19 protein-coding genes are annotated in these 17,945 nt (G+C 48.7%); 5 read left to right on the top strand and 14 right to left on the bottom strand.

The features are described from left to right. Window positions 1-130 precede the first annotated feature (130 nt). Window positions 131-871: a hypothetical protein gene (locus FT643_RS12030; protein ID WP_156871646.1), complete on the top strand. Its 741-nt coding sequence runs from the start codon at window positions 131-133 to the stop codon at window positions 869-871. A 4-nt stretch (window positions 872-875) separates the two neighbouring features. Beyond that, window positions 876-1,829 (top strand): DUF4123 domain-containing protein, encoded by a 954-nt coding sequence (locus tag FT643_RS12025; protein ID WP_198043504.1) that lies wholly within the window; start codon window positions 876-878, stop codon window positions 1,827-1,829. Between the two features lie 35 nt (window positions 1,830-1,864). On the opposite strand, the gene bfr is transcribed toward FT643_RS12025, so the two are convergent. The 6 genes from bfr to FT643_RS11995 form a co-directional block, all read right to left on the bottom strand. Further along, complete coding sequence (gene bfr / locus FT643_RS12020) at window positions 1,865-2,335, bottom strand: bacterioferritin (RefSeq protein ID WP_156871644.1); 471 nt, start codon at window positions 2,333-2,335, stop codon at window positions 1,865-1,867. Between the two features lie 102 nt (window positions 2,336-2,437). Continuing rightward, window positions 2,438-2,617 carry a (2Fe-2S)-binding protein gene (locus FT643_RS24040; protein WP_156871643.1) on the bottom strand — a complete coding sequence of 60 codons (180 nt, stop codon included), beginning with the start codon at window positions 2,615-2,617 and terminating at the stop codon, window positions 2,438-2,440. A gap of 98 nt (window positions 2,618-2,715) precedes the next feature. Continuing rightward, window positions 2,716-2,949, bottom strand: coding sequence for a hypothetical protein (locus tag FT643_RS12010; protein ID WP_156871642.1), 234 nt, complete (start codon window positions 2,947-2,949; stop codon window positions 2,716-2,718). Window positions 2,950-3,229: 280 nt separating this feature from the next. Beyond that, window positions 3,230-4,579, bottom strand: coding sequence for a DegQ family serine endoprotease (locus tag FT643_RS12005; protein WP_156871641.1), 1,350 nt, complete (start codon window positions 4,577-4,579; stop codon window positions 3,230-3,232). 186 nt (window positions 4,580-4,765) lie between these two features. Beyond that, a complete protein-coding gene (locus FT643_RS12000) occupies window positions 4,766-5,569 on the bottom strand; it encodes a thioesterase family protein (RefSeq protein ID WP_156871640.1) in 804 nt (267 codons plus the stop codon). A 13-nt stretch (window positions 5,570-5,582) separates the two neighbouring features. Beyond that, the gene (locus FT643_RS11995) at window positions 5,583-6,107 is read right to left on the bottom strand and encodes a hypothetical protein (protein ID WP_156871639.1); all 525 of its coding nucleotides are present in this window, start codon (window positions 6,105-6,107) and stop codon (window positions 5,583-5,585) included. A gap of 131 nt (window positions 6,108-6,238) precedes the next feature. On the opposite strand from FT643_RS11995, the gene FT643_RS11990 reads away from it, so the two are divergent. After that, complete coding sequence (locus FT643_RS11990; RefSeq protein WP_156871638.1) at window positions 6,239-7,231, top strand: GlxA family transcriptional regulator; 993 nt, start codon at window positions 6,239-6,241, stop codon at window positions 7,229-7,231. Between the two features lie 373 nt (window positions 7,232-7,604). Here FT643_RS11990 and FT643_RS11985 read toward each other — a convergent pair whose 3' ends face one another. The 6 genes from FT643_RS11985 to fadB form a co-directional block, all read right to left on the bottom strand. Beyond that, window positions 7,605-8,039 carry a CBS domain-containing protein gene (locus FT643_RS11985; protein ID WP_156871637.1) on the bottom strand — a complete coding sequence of 145 codons (435 nt, stop codon included), beginning with the start codon at window positions 8,037-8,039 and terminating at the stop codon, window positions 7,605-7,607. Between the two features lie 15 nt (window positions 8,040-8,054). Beyond that, window positions 8,055-9,755, bottom strand: coding sequence for a potassium channel family protein (locus FT643_RS11980; RefSeq protein ID WP_156871636.1), 1,701 nt, complete (start codon window positions 9,753-9,755; stop codon window positions 8,055-8,057). Between the two features lie 16 nt (window positions 9,756-9,771). Next, window positions 9,772-10,155 (bottom strand): DUF6394 family protein, encoded by a 384-nt coding sequence (locus FT643_RS11975; RefSeq protein ID WP_156871635.1) that lies wholly within the window; start codon window positions 10,153-10,155, stop codon window positions 9,772-9,774. A 69-nt stretch (window positions 10,156-10,224) separates the two neighbouring features. After that, window positions 10,225-10,881, bottom strand: coding sequence for a 5,6-dimethylbenzimidazole synthase (bluB, locus tag FT643_RS11970; RefSeq protein WP_156871634.1), 657 nt, complete (start codon window positions 10,879-10,881; stop codon window positions 10,225-10,227). 143 nt (window positions 10,882-11,024) lie between these two features. Continuing rightward, on the bottom strand, window positions 11,025-12,200 hold the full coding sequence (fadA, locus tag FT643_RS11965; RefSeq protein WP_156871633.1) for an acetyl-CoA C-acyltransferase FadA: 1,176 nt from the start codon (window positions 12,198-12,200) through the stop codon (window positions 11,025-11,027). Between the two features lie 26 nt (window positions 12,201-12,226). After that, complete coding sequence (fadB, locus tag FT643_RS11960) at window positions 12,227-14,374, bottom strand: fatty acid oxidation complex subunit alpha FadB (RefSeq protein ID WP_156871632.1); 2,148 nt, start codon at window positions 14,372-14,374, stop codon at window positions 12,227-12,229. A 265-nt stretch (window positions 14,375-14,639) separates the two neighbouring features. Here fadB and FT643_RS11955 point away from each other — a divergent pair, with 265 nt between their 5' ends. Together FT643_RS11955 and FT643_RS11950 are read left to right on the top strand one after the other, a co-directional pair. After that, window positions 14,640-15,116 carry a YchJ family protein gene (locus tag FT643_RS11955; protein ID WP_156871631.1) on the top strand — a complete coding sequence of 159 codons (477 nt, stop codon included), beginning with the start codon at window positions 14,640-14,642 and terminating at the stop codon, window positions 15,114-15,116. A 125-nt stretch (window positions 15,117-15,241) separates the two neighbouring features. After that, window positions 15,242-15,757: a hypothetical protein gene (locus tag FT643_RS11950; RefSeq protein WP_156871630.1), complete on the top strand. Its 516-nt coding sequence runs from the start codon at window positions 15,242-15,244 to the stop codon at window positions 15,755-15,757. Between the two features lie 71 nt (window positions 15,758-15,828). Here FT643_RS11950 and FT643_RS11945 read toward each other — a convergent pair whose 3' ends face one another. Together FT643_RS11945 and FT643_RS11940 are read right to left on the bottom strand one after the other, a co-directional pair. After that, complete coding sequence (locus FT643_RS11945; protein ID WP_156871629.1) at window positions 15,829-16,173, bottom strand: Hpt domain-containing protein; 345 nt, start codon at window positions 16,171-16,173, stop codon at window positions 15,829-15,831. Window positions 16,174-16,188: 15 nt separating this feature from the next. Further along, window positions 16,189-17,934, bottom strand: a complete 1,746-nt coding sequence (locus FT643_RS11940) for an ATP-binding SpoIIE family protein phosphatase (protein ID WP_156871628.1) — start codon at window positions 17,932-17,934, stop codon at window positions 16,189-16,191. Window positions 17,935-17,945: the final 11 nt, after the last annotated feature.

The raw sequence follows: 17,945 nt of genomic DNA, 5'->3' as shown, positions 1-17,945 counted from the left end.
CGCTTACCGAACCAAAAGAGTAAGCCGGGCAAAACCATGTAGCTGTCTTTGTATAGCACTTTGTAGTTGTCATAAGCGGGGGCTTATGTTTTGCAGGTTTTGACCTTTGATTCTAAGGATGGGAGTTACTATGAAAAAAGGTATGGCACGCTTTCGCAATTTAGCGGACTGGTCCTCAGAAGAATGGCAGAATATTGATATTCATCTATTTATCGCAGCCAATTTTAATCGCTACTGTTCCAGTTTGATTAAAAAAATTGGCCTACAATATTTACCAAGCGACGCCACAGAATCGTTACTCGGTATTTTTTGTGATGTTGCATATAAACCCCTACAAACGGTGCACAAAAAAAATATGGATGCCGCAGGTGACCGGCGCAACCAGATTATGCTGGGAACGCTTAAAATGATTGCATTCACCAGAATGATTCAAGCTGTAATCAAAGAGTTCCCATCCTATATTGCACTGGAGCAATTTGGTGAATACTCCGAAGATGAGACGATTCAAGACGCACCGCATCAAAGCTACCAAGCAGAATTTGTACCTTTGCAGATGCCGTCCGCAGAATCCGCTTTTTTCGCGGCTGAATCCATGGACTCCTTCCATGAAGAATCCGATCGTCAACAGCAAGTTGAAAGTGATCGCATTTCCGTCATGGTGGAAATGCTACGCGGACATTTAACTCCGGTTCAATACAAGCATATTCGATACGCGGTCTGCGACGGGCTGAATTCCCACGAGATTTCTCAGCGAACCGGCCATAGCGTGACTAACGTCCGTATAATGCTGCTGAACGCCCGCAAAAAAATGATCGAACTTGTGCCTCCTCACCTGTTCGAAGCGGTTCAGGATTGCTTGCATCGAAAATAAACAGTTGAACGGTAAAGTGGGATTAAAAACGTTAAAAGACACCTATTCCGAAATCGAACTCGCTACTACGCTTAGCGATTTTCTTTCGATCGACAAAAACACCAGCGACGGCGGAGACCTGCGTCTTTACGGCTTTATTGACGCCACCGGAAACAACCAGGCCGCACCTGATTTTTTTCGTTGTGCATGGGACGCCGAATATTTCCCTCTTTTTCTGAAAACAGATAAAGAGCCCTGCTTCCCACGCAGCCCCCTTTTGGTAATGCCTGAAGCCCGCCATTCAGATTACCTGAGGACTAGTGGCTGCCGAGCAGACGGTGACATCACTTGGTTTCTGTCCCATCTCAACCTGAAACAACAAGTCCCCTTTTGGCAAAGCTTAATCTATGCCACCTCCCCCTTCGGCGAACGTATACTGCATCGCTTCTGGGACGGCTTCGTTATCAAAAACTATTTAAACGTTCTGTCCGATAGCGAACTCAAGCAATTATTTGCTCCAGTACACACTCTGTTTGCACCGGCAGATAACCATTGGTTAAGCAAAGATTTGAGCCAGTGCCCGGCGTCTACACCCACCAATAATCACGATGCTTGGTGGCAGATCCGCTCACACCACTTAACTGCTTTCGGACGTCAGTTCGACCAGGTTCAGGAAAGTGATATTCAAGACCAGCTCTGGCGTCAGTATCCGCTACAGATGGGACATGTCTACCCCCCACTCATCCCGCAGATTATTCAATCCGGCATAAAGCAAGCAAAAGATCTGGGCGTACGTAAAGAAGCCAATATGGTTCGATTTATTTACCTGCAGCTCAAGGAATTACCGACGTTCTGGCGACAACCGTTATGGCTGCCCATCTGGAGTCAGAAAAATACAGATATCGAGTTTGAAAGAAGGCTAATGCAGGTTCAGCAAAGCCAGGGCGGGGAATTAACAGAGGGGACGGCTAAGGGGTGAGCCTGATCGCCCACCCGTCAAGCAAACTACAACGACTATTCGGACATTTTAGCCTGCAGAAAATTCTGCATACCCACCTTATCGATGAGTTCCAATTGCGTCTCTAACCAATCAACATGATCTTCTTCTGAATCGAGAATTGTTACGAACAATTCACGTGTGACGTAATCCTGAACCTTTTCACAGTAGGCTATGCCTTCTTTTAAATCCGGTAAGGCATCCATTTCCAACTTTAGGTCGCATTCCAGCATCTCCTTGACGTCTTCGCCGATCCTCAATTTGCCCAAATGCTGGTAATTAGGCAGGCCTTCTAACAAAAGAATGCGATCCGTCAGCTTGTCGGCGTGCTTCATTTCATCTATGGATTCATGATACTCATGGTCCGCCAACTCCCCCAGCCCCCAATTCTTGTACATCTTACTGTGGAGAAAATATTGATTGATGGCAACCAACTCGTTCCCGAGAACTTTATTAAGATATTCAAGTACTTTCGCGTCGCCCTTCATGTCTATCTCCTCATCACAAGCACGCCTGAATCGAATTAGTGAAACTAACCCGATATTGGCATCATTGCAAAAACTTTGTGTATTTTGAGGACAGACTTGAAGTTAAAACGCAGGTTGGCCGAGGTGTTGTTGTCTTAGGCAGGATTTTGCTTCATTACCGCATTTGCCGCACATTGAAGCGACACCCGTTTTGTCACGCAGAGATTTATAATCGCTTGCACCTTCACGAACGGCTTGTTGTATTTGTTTTTCTGTAACCGCTTTACAAACGCATATATACATTTGGGATTCCCTCTGACTATACGAGAGAATCATATTTTGAATGCGAATTATTGTCAATTACATTTGTTGTGAGATTTGATATTTTTCTTTACTAAATTTTAGCTCTCTATCTCCGGCTCTCTTTGAGAGGAAAGCCGACCGGCTTCTACCTCCGGTTCCTGATCGATTTCACTGACGAAATACAACTCCGCACTACCGAAATTTGCGGGACCTTCCCGCTTCTGGTAGTTCTCCAGTTTTCTGCGGATGTCCTCCGGGGTTGCTGCTTGCGCAGGCGCGTGGTCCGTAACTCTCTTTTTTCGAGAAAAGCGCGAAAAGAATGATAATTTCATAGCAGAATGCTTTGAGAGATATCCAAATCCTTGAAAAATATGCAGTTAAGCTATCAAAGAGGGATCAGCTTCTAAGAATAGCCATGTTTATAACCGTTTATTCCGATTGAAGGATTATCCACTATCCGCGATAACTGAACAAGAGGTGTACTACCTGGAGGTAAAAAGAGCTTAAAAAATTACCGAGGGGGAAGCAATTCCGTAAGCAGGGTGCGGTTTAAAATTGCGGCCCGCAGGCCGCAATGTTTGGACTGGGTATATGCTCGGGTGAGCCGTCAGACTATCTCAGCACCAGATATAACGCGGCATTGCCTCTTAAAACCCGGATTAAAAGCTGACTACCATCCTTTTGAGTGGCTTTCTTCAGGTCATTCAGGCTTTCTACGCGCGCCTTATTCACGCTGGTAATGATATCCCCTACACGTAACCCCGCGATTTGCGCGGTCGAGCCCGGCTCAAGCGACTCGACCAAGACACCTTTAGGATCTCGACTGGGGGCCAACCGTGCTCCATCGAGGTACTTGCGTATCCCAGTTGAAGCAATCTGCTCACCACTCGGCTCGCCGATTTTAGCCTTGATCACCTTTTCCTTACCGTCACGAATAAGGGTCAATTCAACGGGCGCACCTACTTTCCGAACCCCTACCGCATTCCTGAGCTGAGCGGAGCTTTTCAGGGTTTTACCATCCAGCTTAGTCAGTACATCACCTTGTTCGATTCCGGCTTTCTCGGCAGCAGAGCCTTCCTGTACTTCCGAAACCACAACGCCGCTAACACCTTTCAGGTCGAATGCCTCCGCCAAATCGGGTGTGAGGTCCTGGATTACAACCCCTAGTTGGCCACGCTTAACCTCACCGTGCTCAAGAATCTGTTCCAGACTGTGCTTCGCCATGTTGGCCGGAATAGCGAAGCCGATTCCGACGTTGCCACCGGACGGTGCAATAATGGCGGTATTGATTCCAACCAGCTCGCCATTCAGATTCACCAATGCACCACCGGAATTGCCCGGGTTGATTGATGCGTCTGTTTGAATAAAATTTTCATAGCCTTCAATACCAAGACCGGTCCGCCCGATGGCACTAACGACGCCGGTGGTGACGGTTTGCCCGAGCCCAAAAGGGTTGCCGATAGCGACCACAAAATCCCCTACCCGGGCTTCTTCCGAGTCTGCAATTTTAATCGCCTTAATGTCATCGGCTTCGATCTGCAAAATAGCGATGTCCACATCCGGATCAGAACCCACTAAGGTTGCCACATAGGAACGTCCATCGTTGAGCCCCACTTTGATTTCGTCTGCTCCATCAATGACATGGAAATTGGTAATAACCGTGCCTTTTTTCGCATCAACAATCACGCCTGAGCCGGCGCTTTGCGACCGCCTTGCTTGCGGTTGCTGATATTGGTTAGGACCAAAAAAATGGCGGAAGAAGGGATCATTCATCAGGGGGTTCGTTTCCTGACGGGCAGCAAAAGTAGAAATATTCACTACTGCAGGGTTCACGTCTTCTAGCATCGGCGCAAGTGAGGGTAACTCTCGCCCGCTACTATCCTCAAAAGGCCATACGGCCATCGCCGGAAAACTGACAAAGATCAACAGCACCATCGCCAATGCACGTCGGCTTAATTGCATCGCTACACTCCTCAAAACGCATTCTCTAGGTTAAACGGTTAACAAAAATCCGGAACATTTATCTGCCGAATTTCGACCCGGCTGAATATGAGAAGTTCCGGCTCTGCTAGCAGTCAAGCGGGACGAAAGATAAAACAGACAAACATAAACTGGGAGTGAAGCCCGAAATACTCAATCAGAAACCCATCAGCTCAAATCCGACATCGGCATAATCGTTTGGACCACCTGGCCGATGCGGCCACGGGTATCGAAAAGAGCGGTTGTCACCTGGCCTACTCCCGTAGACCCCATCAACGCCTCTGATTGTAATCCGATCCATTCGCCCGAGGCCGGCCTTGAGAGCATCAGCTGTATATCCGCATTAATCGTTCCGGTTTCGCTACCCAGATTAAGTTGCCCGACACCGTTACCGAAATCCGACGCCAGAGCGGCGAGCATAAATGGGGTAGTGGAACGGGCTTCAATAACGTCTAAAGGCAACGACAGCCATGCCGTTCCCCGCCCTTTCTCCTGCAAGGGCGTAACCGGGCGCAAGCGGATGCAGGTATGCAGGCCTGGCGGTACATTTTTAGCCTGGGAGAAAAGGATTTCACCGAAACAGACATCCTGTAACTGGTCCGGGCTTACGTTCAACGGCTGAATTTGCGGAGCATAATCTGGCAACTGCACCGGCCGTTGTTTTACAAATAATGCATTAGCTAAAGCCACCAGCGTACCACCCGCCTCCATACGCGCTTGCCACAGCTGTATTCGCTTACCCCGTCGCACACATTCCGTATGCACCGTTAAAGGCGCTTTCGGTACCGGGCGTAGCAAATCTATCGAAAGCCGTGCCGGCACCAGCTCAGGTGTCACGCCCTTCTCGAAACAGTAAGCGAACAAGGCCGCTGGTGCGCCACCGTGCAGAATCCCTGGGTGCCAGGGGCTTCCTGCCAAAGCAGTCGGTAAGAACTCAGACTTATCCTCGGTAAATAAACACTCGGTGGTCATGCCCGCCTCTCCTCTACACCAAAATCTGATCGATAAAAAACAAAAGAACAGAAAGTTCAATACCAAATAAGACCGGCCACAGATTCAATTCATTGAGACTACCGCTGGTACGGGACAGCCCCGTGGAAAAGGACATGAATACATGAGTGAACAGCGTTAACCCGACCCATACCGGGTGAAGCGGATTAAACGCCAATACGGTAACGACAAATACCGCAACGGTCACCAGATAAATTGCGTCCCGAACGCGTCTGACATCCGTCAGGCTGGCAATGTAAACCAGGGCAAGGGAGGCACTAAGCGCAGAATAGAACCCGATCCCAGGCGCAAATGGAAGTGATACTGCAACGACCACCACAACCAATACGCCCAACAAGGTTCTCGAGACAACATTCAAGACAAGTGCCGTGCTTTCTTGTAATGCCGACAGCATCATGGGCCTGAATACACCCGGATTCGGATCTGCACGCCAGGGTGTGCGCGAAGGTGCCGTTTGCTGTCTGAAGATATTTGATAAAGCATGTATGAGCGTTGCCATGACGGGTCTCCTGTTTCCTTAAGGTAAACGTTGGTTAGCTGGCAAGGTTAAGACTACCTCTTGACTCGACACCGCAAAAGTGGCATTTATGACAACACAAATGCTTATTTTGCCACCGAGAGGGCTTTTACATGACAACAAAAATGGCAATATTCGCCTATGACGGATGTTTATCGACTTCCGTGACCGGCCCCACCGATATATTCCATATTGCGAATATCCACCAACGAATCCGCAAAGAGAACAGCGACAATCCGTTGTTTTCCTGGAAAATATATTCGCCTGATGGCAAACCGGTTCACACCTCAACCGGCATTACCATTGCGGTGGACGGACACTATAATCAAGCTGGCAATCCTGACCTGTGTTTAATTCCTGGTATCGATCATGCCTTTGGTTCAGAAGTAACGAACAAGACAGTAGAAATGCGTTCCACCCTGGGACACATGATCAAGCATCACCATAGTCAGGGCGCCGTTATCGCGTCCAATTGCAGCGGCTCATTTTTACTGGCTGACACAGGATTACTGGACGGAAAAGAGGCGACCACGAGCTGGTGGCTGGCACACCATTTCAGCCACTCCTTTCCTAAAGTCCGTCTGCAGCTTGAAAAAATGGTCACAGAACACAACAACATTTTTTGTTCCGGAGCGATGACGGCCTACATGCATTTGTGCATCCGGCTTATCGAAAAATTTGCCGGGGAAAGCATCGCCAAGTGCTGTGCAAAAACAGTCATGTTGCAAAATAAAGAAACCACTCAAGCCCCCTACATTCCGGTACCGCACCATTTCAAGCAGAAAGATGAACTCATTCGCAATGCTGTAAAATGGATGCAGGAAAATCTGGATCAGGATTTCCACCTGGATAACTTAGCCAGCCAGCTCGCCGTCAGTCCACGTACATTTATACGCCGCTTTAATCAGGCCACCGGTAAGCCGCCAAAACAATATTTTCAGAAGCTGCGCATTGACGAAGCCAAGCGACTTTTAGAATCGACCCAGTTGAGTGTGGATGATATTACAGAAAAGGTGGGGTACGTCGACGTTAGCTCCTTCCGCCGTTTATTCAAACGCGAGGTGGCGTTATCCCCTACAGAATACCGCAAACGCTTCACTCAATAATTTAATGTAAGCGAATGGTTTCCCCGATCCGCATTACCGATCTGGGAATAACATGTTCAGCAGCAAGGAATCGCTGCGGCACACAGACCAAAGCGTTCGGGAAACGCGCGGCTAGCTGCTAAATTAAAAAACCAGCATGACCAAGCCATAACCATTTATTAAAGGAAGCAAGTTGGTTATAAATCTAAAACTGACAACTATGCGATCACATAATCATTGGGATAAGCATTCTGCCTTCCTGAACGAAGTAACTCCACTGCACTACGCTACTTCTTTTGCCACTGCGATACCGAGCTGCGGTCTGGCCAAGCTACCTTCAGGGTTCCTGAAACCGGTTTTAGTGTGATGAAATTTAGCAGGATTAAAGTAAGGATTACGCGGCATCGTTACCATCAGGTTTGGATTTCATTTTTATCACCATATCCGCCATTTTTTTAAAAACGTCATTATGAGTGAGTATCCCTGCCAGCTTTTCATTCTTGGTGACCAGTGCCGAGCCTAGATGCTTCTCGGCCATCACACGCAGCACGTTTTCCAGCGGTGTATGTATATCGACAACATAGCTTCGGGTGGTATAAATATCTTTCACGTACAAATCATCATCCAGCGTCGCATTGCTAAAGGGAGATTCGATAAATTTCAGGTCACGGTTCGATAGAACACCCACCAGTTTACCCTGCTCTGTCACAGGCAAGTGGTGGAAGCCTTGTTTTTCCATCATGTCCATCGCTTCCCGCAAAGTGTCATTGACATCGATACTATAGGGGAACGGAGTCATGATGGTAGCCAGCGTGGGAATCGATTTCATACAGTACCTCCGAAATCAGGCTTTTTTGCGGAACAATCGCTGCCAAAGCAAGCCGCTGTCTTCAGCACTACCGCTAAGTACATACCTTAGCACATTCCGGTTAAATGCAGCCCATTGCATTTGTCTCTCTACTCGCGGCAGGCCGCAGAACAATACCTTGTCTTCAATTCTTAATAAAAAGTGATCTTCCGGCAACAGGTGAACCTGGTCGTTACGCAATATCATCAACGGCATTCCGCACAGGGTAACCGCGCTATCTTGAGGGTGTGCAAACAAGGCCGAAACCGGTACTTTTTGATCCATGCGTAACACATCGTAGATTGCGGTCATATCGTCTTTGGTTACCGACATAGTCCAGGCCTCCAGTGGCTTGTCCTGAACCAACTCATCGAACTTTTGCACCAACTGCTCACACCAGGCTTCATTTTTTGTCTGGATCTCTTCAAAAAAACGCACCAATAACGGTGATTTCAACAGCGCCATAATACGTTGCGCTATAATCATATTGGGATCCATAATCATGTCTACTTTCGCCGCAGAGAAAACCGGTGTATTCGAATTGCGGTTTTGGCGTGCCACTAACTTCAATGATGACTTTAATTCCCTGGCGGTAAGCACAATCGACAAATTGTTAGCGTCATCTGCCGTACCGGCAACGATACCTACCGCGTTGTGTATGCCGGCTTCCAGTAGAGTCGGAGCCTCAGTGCCCAGACCTTTCACTACGCGGTAATCTTCATGAATGTTGCGGGCTTCCGGCTCCGGTTCTATGATTACAGTTTCCAGGCCTTTATTTTCAAACCGTTTCTGGATAGCCTGCCCCAAACGCCCGTAACCACAAATAATCCAACGCCCTTTTTCTGGTTTCATCAAGGTGCGCAGTGACCGATGCTTGGGACTGATTAGCCAATTGTAAACCAGCTGCCGGTAAGGATAGACCACCGCATTAGTGAGATATTCTGCGAAGGTTTCAAAAGGATCAACTACATGATCGGTGCCAAAAGACGATAGATTACCGGCGTATTCGCGGGAGGCGACCCGGCTCAATACCAGACGTGAGGGATTCAGTAATTTGCTTGCCAAAGCAATGTATAGATTGACATGATCTTCATTGGTCAGGCATAGGGTTCCGATACAGTTGCTGTGGTCAATACCGGCATCCCGTAACACATCCGGGTCACTGGCATCACCACACAAGATGGGGATATCAAACGGATGATTGTCCAGCTCCAGGGTATCCACACGGGATTGATCAATCTCGATTACGACGGTCTGCACACCGCGACGAGCCAGACCTGCGACCACGGCCCTGCCAGTCAGGCCATATCCGCAAACCAGGTAAAAAGGCCCTCTGGTACGTTCCACCCAGGACTTAAAACGACCCCGTTTTAATAAGCTGCCGAAGGTCTGATCACGTAAAATAGCGATCACCGCGCCGATACTGTAAATCCATCCGATAACGGTGCTATAAATACAAATTAGTGTCCAGAACCGCTGCAGTGCTGTGAACTCGTAGGGCAACTCTCCAAATCCAATGGTAGAGCCCATGTAGCTGACAAAATAGAACGCTTCAAAAAAGTTCATGTGATAAAGGTGACCAGAAGGGTCTTTTCCGGGTATGAGTACGTACCCGAGAACAGACACCGAATAGATCACGATTATGGTGATTAAAGGCGCTCGTAACCGCCTTAAAATCAAATAGGCTACATAGTTCATACCTGTTCCGCCCCGATCAACGACGAACCAGGACGGTTTCAACCACCAACAACACTACCGATGTTATGTTCGCCAAAAGGGCGCCTCCAGACATGGAAACCACGCTGGCGGTCAACTCATCATTCAGACCGGCATCGTGTACATTCGTAGCGTAACCCCAGAGGATGGCCGCGACGATCAGCTGAAGATCGGCCACAAGACTGGTCGCCAACAGCACGGCGCCCATGTGTGTGCGATCACCAAACTTCATAACCGTAGCGATCAAACTGATTACCAGTGCCGCAAACAGCTCGAAGACATTGTGATGATCCGGGTCGTTAATCTCCCCCAGAAAAAAGCCGAAATTCAGCGTTGCTGCCAACAAGATGAAAAAAGCAAATAGCACTTTTTCGGTATTCATAAAAAACCCTTAATTTTTGTTTCGCGACGAGCATCAACAGACCTTAGCAGTATAAGGGGTAATTACAGATTATGGCGAGGAAGGAAATTGTTCGGAGTAAACGACGGATTGCAGGCTTTTACGCTTTTCCCACTGCAAACGTTCCAGCTCCGGTTGACTATAGAACTCATCCACATAACCGAGGCATAAATAGCCCACTAACTCGCGGTCCTGCGGAACCGATAGTATTTCTCGCACCGCGTCCGGATTAAGTATGCTGACCCAGCCCATTCCTATATTCAGGCTACGGGACATCAACCACATATTCTGGATGGCGCATACCACACTGTAACGACCCACTTCTTCCATGGCGGTTTGACCCAGTACAGCGCCCCCGGACGGACGATAAAACACGGCAATGTTCAGGGGGGATTCAAGAATACCTTCTAACTTCAATTCTTGATAATTGCTTTGTCGCTCGCCTGAAAAGTGCTCAGAAGCTTTACTATTCTCGCTGTCAAAGCTGTTTTTCACTTTCTGTCGGGTTTGCCGGTCGGTCACAAGCACAAACTCCCAGGGCTGAGAGAAGCCGACAGAGGGCGCATGAATACCAGCTAACAGGATGCGTTCCAGGTCCGGATCGGAGATAGGTTTCGAGTGGAAGCGATTGCCACGGATATCACGACGATTCTGGAGAATGGCTTCCAGGAGTTCGGCATCTTGTGGGGTAAAATGGCGGCCTTTCATTATCGATCACGTTTTATTGTCAGTTCGGGCGCCGATTATATGAACTTTTGCTTATTCTATAAACGTAATAAACAAAAAAGCGCCGGGAGAGACGAAAATCCGCCACTGCCCGACGCTTTAATGAGACGGAGTTCCGTCCCGGATTAAACCCGCTCGATCACGGTAGCAATACCCTGACCCAGGCCGATACACATGGTAGCCAGACCGATATTCCCGTCTTTCCATTCCATAACGTTCAGCAAAGTACCGACGATACGTGCGCCGGAGCAACCCAGGGGGTGACCCAAAGCGATCGCGCCGCCATTCAGGTTCACCTTGTCATCAACCTTATCCAGTAGCTTAAGGTCTTTTGCACAAGGCAGGCTTTGTGCTGCGAAAGCTTCGTTTAACTCGACATAATCGATATCGTCAATAGTCAAACCAGCCCGTTTCAGTGCTTTCTGGGTAGCCGGTACCGGCCCGTAACCCATGATAGCGGCATCACAACCGGCTACCGCCATTGAACGGATTTTAGCCCGTGGCTTGAGGCCTAGAGCCTGAGCGCGCTCAGCCGACATTACCAGAATTGACGACGCACCATCAGATAAAGCAGACGAGGTGCCAGCCGTAACCTGTCCGCCTTTAGGGTCAAACACTGGCCGCAGCTGGGACAATCCTTCTGCCGTGGTTTCCGGACGAATGACTTCATCGATCTCACATAATACTTTGAAGCCATCTTCGTTGTGTCCTTCAATAGGAACGATTTCGTTTTTCCAGCGTCCTTCCAGGGTCGCTTCCCAGGCCAGGCGGTGCGAGCGAGCACCGAATTCGTCCATTGCTTCACGCGAAATGCCGTGCATACGTCCCAGCATTTCAGCTGTTAGGCCCATCATGTTGGATGCTTTTGCAATGTGCTTGGATGCTTCCGGGTTCAAATCAATCCCGTGCATCATGCCCACATGGCCCATATGTTCAACACCGCCAACCACGAATACATCACCGTTACCGGTTTGAATGGCCTGTGCCGCCGACTGCAATGCCTGCATTGAGGACCCGCACAACCGGTTCACGGTCTGGCCAGCAACGTTCTTCGGAAGGTTCGCCAAAATGCCGATGTTGCGTGCGATGTTCATGCCTTGTTCCAGGGTTTGGTTTACGCACCCCCAGATAACATCTTCGGTTTCAGCTATATTCCAGTTCGGATTCCGCTTTTGTAACGCGATTACGAGTTCGGCAGATAATTTTTCTGCACGAACGTGTCGATACTGACCATTTCTGGATTTGCCCATGGGGGTACGGACAGCGTCGACAATGACTACATCTCTTGGATTCAAACTCATTTTAATGTCTCCTTTGCTATCCGTGATTACTGGTAGAACGATTCGCCGTTGGCTGCCATTTCGCGAAGCTTGGCAGTCGGCTCATACATTGCGCCCAGGTCAGAATACTTGTCACACAGTTCAACGAAGTTTTTCACACCGATGGAGTCGATGTATTTCAGGGCTCCGCCACGGAATGGAGGGAAACCGATGCCCATAATCAATGACATATCTGCATCAGCCACGGATGACACTATATTTTCTTCCAGGCAACGAACCAGTTCTAGACACATCGGGATCATCAGACGATCAATAACTTCCTGATCTTCGAAGTCTTTTGGTGCGCCAACGTGAGGCTTGATCAATTCGTAAGTGGTTTGATCCACCACTTTCTTCGGCTTGCCTTTTTTGTCGGTTTCATACTTGTAGTAACCAACACCGTTTTTCTGACCGTAGCGATCGTTTTCGAACATCACTTCAGAAGCATCTTTGTAGTCGTGCTTCATACGCTCTGGAAAGCCTTCGGCCATCACTTCCGCAGCATGAACCCCGGTATCAATACCTACCACATCCATCAGATAGGCAGGCCCCATAGGCCAGCCGAACTTTTCCATGACCTTGTCAATTTTCTGGAAGTCCGCGCCATCCCGAAGCATCATACTGAAGCCACCGAAGTACGGGAACAACACGCGATTCACCAGGAAACCAGGACAATCGTTTACGACCACCGGGGTCTTACCCATTTTTTTAGCGTAAGCGACCGTCGTTGCGATGGCTTCATCAGAGGATTTTTCGCCGCGGATAACTTCAACCAAGGGCATCATGTGCACCGGGTTGAAAAAGTGCATTCCGACAAAGTTTTCCGGATTTTTTAACGCTTCGGCTAACTTGGTAATGGAAATGGTGGAGGTATTGGAAGCCAGGATCGTGCCTTCCTTCGCCTTTTGTTCCACTTCAGCCAGGACCGATTGCTTGATCTTGGTATTCTCAACAACCGCTTCCACTACGATACCCACGTTTTCGAAGTCGCCGTAGTTTAGGGTTGGGCGAATGGAAGAGAGCACTTTACCCATTGTGCCGGCGTCCATTTTGCCGCGCGACACACGCTTAGCCAACAATTTGGTGGCCTCTGACATACCCAAATCCAACGCTTTATCAGCAATGTCCTTCATTATAATCGGGGTGCCTTTCGACGCAGACTGGAAAGCGATACCGCCACCCATGATACCCGCGCCCAATACAGCTGCCTGCTGAATCGGCTTGGCCTGCTTTTCCCATTTGCTGGCAGTCTTCTTTAATGCCTGGTCATTCAGGAACAAACCGACCAAGGACGAAGCCGCAGAGGTCTTAGCAATTTTAGCGAAACCTTTGGCTTCCACTTCCAGCGCTTTGTCCCGGTTCATTCCCGCATGCGCCTGCATGGCCTGAACGGCGGCAACGGGTGCAGGGAAATTGCGTCCGGCTTGCTGCATGACCATTCCGGTGCAGGACTGAAACGCCATCATGTTTTCCATCGGAGCCAGCTTCAGCGGTTCCAGTTTTTCCTGGCGCTTGGCTTTATAGTCAATTTTTTCATCCAGACATTGCTGCAACAAGGCCAGAGCAGCTTCACGCAATTTATCGGGTTCAACCACCGCATCAACAACACCGTCGTTCAGCGCTTTGATTGCTTTATGTTGACCACCGGCAGCGATCCACTCCACTGCGTTGTCTACACCAATTACGCGCGGCATGCGTACTGTACCGCCGAAGCCGGGAAACAGGCCCAGCTTCACTTCCGGCAAACCCACCTGGGCTTTACTGGACATAACACGGAAGTCTGTTGCCAAACACATTTCCAAGCCACCACCCAAAGCCAGCCCGTTAATGGCAGTCACCGTGGGGAAAGGCAGATCTTCAATAGCGCAGAATGCTTCGTTGGACTTGAGACACCAGGCGGCAATTTCTTCCTCAGGCATCTTGAACATATCGGTGAATTCAGTGATATCGGCGCCCACAATAAAGACACCCTTACCACTGGTTACGATCATGCCCTTAATTGAGCTATCGGCTTTGAGGGCGGCGGCGGCCGCGCCCAGTTCTTCAACGGTTCCCCGGTCAAACTTATTGACCGACTCCCCTTCCAGATCAAAATTCAGTTCTACTATGCCGTCTTCTAACGGTTTGACCGTTACGGCTTTTCCTTGGTATATCATTAACGTTTCTCCCGCACTGGGTTAACGACAAGAAATTCAATTTCGCTTGATTTCAAACGATAGTTTGAAAGTGCTTGGCATGTTGCCGATTCCGGCTGGTTTTGGCAAGTTTTTTAGCTGTATCACAAGAAATCTGTCAATCGAGAGCCTGTATTCGTCCATTTCGGCATATTGACTACAAAGTCACGAACGGCCGTCAGCAACACTGGACTACGACTAGCGAAAGACATTCCCATACTCACATATTTAAAAGGTAACAGCCAACATGGATGAACAATGCCCGTGCCTATCGGGGCAACCCTATTTAACTTGTTGCGCACCACTGCTCTCGGGCACCCGAAAAGCGGAGACCGCCGGTCAATTGATGCGCTCCCGCTACTGTGCATTTGTTAAACAATCTGCCGAGTATCTAATCCAGACATTGCACCCGTCAAAACGTCGGCATGACGATGCCGAGCAACTTCGGCACAGCTTCATTGACACCGACTGGCTGGGACTGACCATTCTTAGGCAGGAACTGGGCCAACCCGTCGACAGCTCAGGAAGGGTCGAGTTTATCGCTCGCTTCCTGCAGGCCGGTCGGGCGGGACAAATTCATGAGTGTTCTGAATTCGTTAAAGAAAAAGATACCTGGTTTTACGTGGATGGCAGCCGTCAGCCCGAGTCCTTACCGGCAAGAAACGAACCCTGTTGGTGCGGAAACGGAAAAAAATTCAAAAAGTGTCACGGTTTTCATCGCTGAGCGTTATAAAAATAAACTGCATGGAAGAAAACATCATTACACAAGCCCGGCTTTTTGTCTGATAGTTATTAGAGTTTGTAAACGACCTTTTCTCAAACAAGAATGGATTCTAAGGGAGGATTCGTATGAAACGTTTGTACTATCTGTTCCAGGGCACCGCACCCGCAAAAACCATTACGGACGACCTGAAAATGGCCGGAATCGATTCCGGGCAACTGCACTTTATGAGTCGCGATGTGTCAGGCTTAACGTCAGCAAAAGTACACAATACCGGCATACTGGACGAAAAAGACATTTCCCACAGCGGCACCTACGGCGCGATTATCGGTTTAGGGCTTGGCATCATTCTGGGCTTTTATTTAATGACGACCGATTTGGCTCAGTCGATTTCCTTTGTTGTATTTTTAGTTTTGTGTGTGTTTTTCACCTGTCTGGGTACATGGGCAGGCGCGTTTATCGGCATGTCGATGGACAATCACCATATCGCACGTTTTCACGATGCCCTGGACCAGGGTGAGACCCTGCTTATGTTGGACACCTACGACATTAACGAGGAGAAGACGTTTAGACAGCTCATGCATCAGAAGCACGAAGAGGCTCACTACGAAGGTGAGGAAGACAATTTCAAAGTGTTTTTATAGAAGGTTAGCGTGCTTTGGCATTCGGAAAACGCTGATCCGGACCAGGTTCAGCGTTCACTAAACAGAGTGGATCACATACTGTTTATAAGAATTTTGGAGACTTCCGCAAACTCCACTTTGAGCTGGGAGAGCAGCGTATCGGAACTGGCCATTTCCCCCTCTTTGCCCATACTCTCGAGCTGACGGGCAAACTCGGAAAGCTTTAGTGCACACACGTTGGAGGACGACCCTTTCAGACTGTGCGCGATCTTACGCAAATTTTCCGGATCCTGTTGTTGAATCACCTCTTCTAATTCAACCAGCTTGCTTTGAGTGTCGGCTATAAAAGTATTCACCAGTGTTTCATATTCACTTTCCATGATTTCTTTTAAATCTTGCAATGCGGCAACATCCAAATGATCTTCCGGATTCGTCATAATCCTTACCCCCTTTTACACATCAACATGCCAGTCAAATACAACTTCAACCTGATTGCCTTCACCTAAATAACGGACAGAGCGACACATGGTATTGATCAGCGGGATTCCCCGTCCACTGTACCCTTCCGTGCGATGCTGTGCGGTATCGTTCTGTTTAAAGTCAAATCCAGGGCCTGTATCTTCTACCACAATCGTTAGAACTCCACCATCTTTTACCGGTAGGTGATCTATTTTAAACCTTACAAACCCTGCGTCCAGGCTGGCTAACTTTTCTGTTCGTTCCAGATAATAGCGGGCAAACCCATCGGCAGACGCTTTCAATTCCGAATGGAGATTCAATACCCCATGCTCCAGCGCGTTGGAATAAAGCTCAGACAATATGGTATAAATTTTTCCGCTATGGGGTCTCAGTCCGGGCACTTCCATTAACAAATGCGTTATTAATGGCAATGGGTTGAACTCACGAAGGGTCTGAGGCCGCAACTCATAAGTCATACTCCAGTCCTTGGGCCCACCCGCCATATAGGAGACCCCTCCTTCGCCGAAGTAATCCCCCATATCCTCTTCGTTTACCATGATAACTTCAACCATGGTGTAATCATCATCCTGTTCGCCGCGGCCCGCGTGATGCTCAACCGCTTTTTCAATATTGCTGAATATTTTGTCAGGATCGTCTGTACTTAGGATCACTTCCATTACCCGCTCTTCGCCGAACATTTCCCCTTCCATGTTGGAGGCTTCAATAATTCCGTCTGACCACAGCATAATACGATCGCCTTTCGTAAGCTGAATCAGTGTGCTGTCGGTTTTAAAACGGTCGTTGTCGACCACGCCCAAAGGCAAGTGACGGGAGGATATGTTTTCAACCTTGTGCATTTCCTTGCGGTAAATCAGGATGTCCGGCAAACCGCCCACCCAGATTTCAGCGGAACGCTTGCGGAAACTCAGATCAACCATACAGGCACAACAAAAAACACCGACCGGCAAAATGCGTTTTAGCTTCTTATTAATTTCACGCAGGATGTCCTGCAGCGAGAAGCCCTTTTGTGCCATACCATAGAAAATTTCGGATACCGGCATGGCACCAATAGCAGCCGGTAATCCATGGCCGGTAAAATCACCGAGAAACACATACATGCCACCTGAAGGTTTACGGGATGCCAACACCAGATCCCCGTTAAACACCGCCATCGGAGACAATAGATATTTGATATTCGGCGCATTAATACAGCCGGGGTGGGCGATATTATCGAACACCTGTTTTGCTACTTCCTGCTCATGTATTAAGCGGTCGTTGTGCAGGGATATTTCGTCGCGCTGTTTTTGGACCGTTTCATGCAAGCGTCGCATACTGGCGAAGGCCTTGATTTTGGCTTGCAGAATAATGCGGTTGTAGGGTTTGCTGAGGAAATCCAACCCCCCGGCTGCCAGACAATCGGCCAGGGATGTTGCATCACGAAGGGAAGTAAGAAATATGATCGGAACCAGGTTGTCGCCCGATAATTCCTTGATAGTGCGGGCAGCTTCAAATCCGTCAACATTCGGCATTAACGCATCAAGCAAAACCAGGTCCGGGGACTCTTCTTTGAAAATATCGATGGCTTCCTGGCCATCACGGGCGGTATAAACCCGGTGCCCTTCCTTGCGCACAATGGTTTGTAATATCAGCCGATCAGAATCGTTATCATCGGCAATCAGAATGCGAAGTACTTCGTCTTGAGCCAACCCTGCTTCTATTATCGAGCTACCATTACCCATAGACTCACACT

Origin of the sequence: Ketobacter sp. MCCC 1A13808 (assembly GCF_009746715.1) — a bacterium.
Classification (GTDB): Bacteria; Pseudomonadota; Gammaproteobacteria; order Pseudomonadales; family Ketobacteraceae; genus Ketobacter.
This window is presented reverse-complemented; position numbering and strand designations above follow the sequence as displayed.

Coding starts and splice junctions, on each gene's coding strand:
- fadB (WP_156871632.1), bottom strand. CDS start 14,374: ATGATATACCAAGGAAAAGCCGTAACGGTCAAACCGTTAGAAGACGGC.
- FT643_RS11940 (WP_156871628.1), bottom strand. CDS start 17,934: ATGGGTAATGGTAGCTCGATAATAGAAGCAGGGTTGGCTCAAGACGAA.
- FT643_RS11955 (WP_156871631.1), top strand. CDS start 14,640: ATGGATGAACAATGCCCGTGCCTATCGGGGCAACCCTATTTAACTTGT.
- bfr (WP_156871644.1), bottom strand. CDS start 2,335: ATGAAGGGCGACGCGAAAGTACTTGAATATCTTAATAAAGTTCTCGGG.
- FT643_RS12000 (WP_156871640.1), bottom strand. CDS start 5,569: ATGACCACCGAGTGTTTATTTACCGAGGATAAGTCTGAGTTCTTACCG.
- FT643_RS11975 (WP_156871635.1), bottom strand. CDS start 10,155: ATGAATACCGAAAAAGTGCTATTTGCTTTTTTCATCTTGTTGGCAGCA.
- bluB (WP_156871634.1), bottom strand. CDS start 10,881: ATGAAAGGCCGCCATTTTACCCCACAAGATGCCGAACTCCTGGAAGCC.
- fadA (WP_156871633.1), bottom strand. CDS start 12,200: ATGAGTTTGAATCCAAGAGATGTAGTCATTGTCGACGCTGTCCGTACC.
- FT643_RS11995 (WP_156871639.1), bottom strand. CDS start 6,107: ATGGCAACGCTCATACATGCTTTATCAAATATCTTCAGACAGCAAACG.
- FT643_RS24040 (WP_156871643.1), bottom strand. CDS start 2,617: ATGTATATATGCGTTTGTAAAGCGGTTACAGAAAAACAAATACAACAA.
- FT643_RS11980 (WP_156871636.1), bottom strand. CDS start 9,755: ATGAACTATGTAGCCTATTTGATTTTAAGGCGGTTACGAGCGCCTTTA.
- FT643_RS11950 (WP_156871630.1), top strand. CDS start 15,242: ATGAAACGTTTGTACTATCTGTTCCAGGGCACCGCACCCGCAAAAACC.
- FT643_RS11985 (WP_156871637.1), bottom strand. CDS start 8,039: ATGAAATCGATTCCCACGCTGGCTACCATCATGACTCCGTTCCCCTAT.
- FT643_RS12030 (WP_156871646.1), top strand. CDS start 131: ATGAAAAAAGGTATGGCACGCTTTCGCAATTTAGCGGACTGGTCCTCA.
- FT643_RS11990 (WP_156871638.1), top strand. CDS start 6,239: ATGACAACAAAAATGGCAATATTCGCCTATGACGGATGTTTATCGACT.
- FT643_RS12005 (WP_156871641.1), bottom strand. CDS start 4,579: ATGCAATTAAGCCGACGTGCATTGGCGATGGTGCTGTTGATCTTTGTC.
- FT643_RS11945 (WP_156871629.1), bottom strand. CDS start 16,173: ATGACGAATCCGGAAGATCATTTGGATGTTGCCGCATTGCAAGATTTA.
- FT643_RS12010 (WP_156871642.1), bottom strand. CDS start 2,949: ATGAAATTATCATTCTTTTCGCGCTTTTCTCGAAAAAAGAGAGTTACG.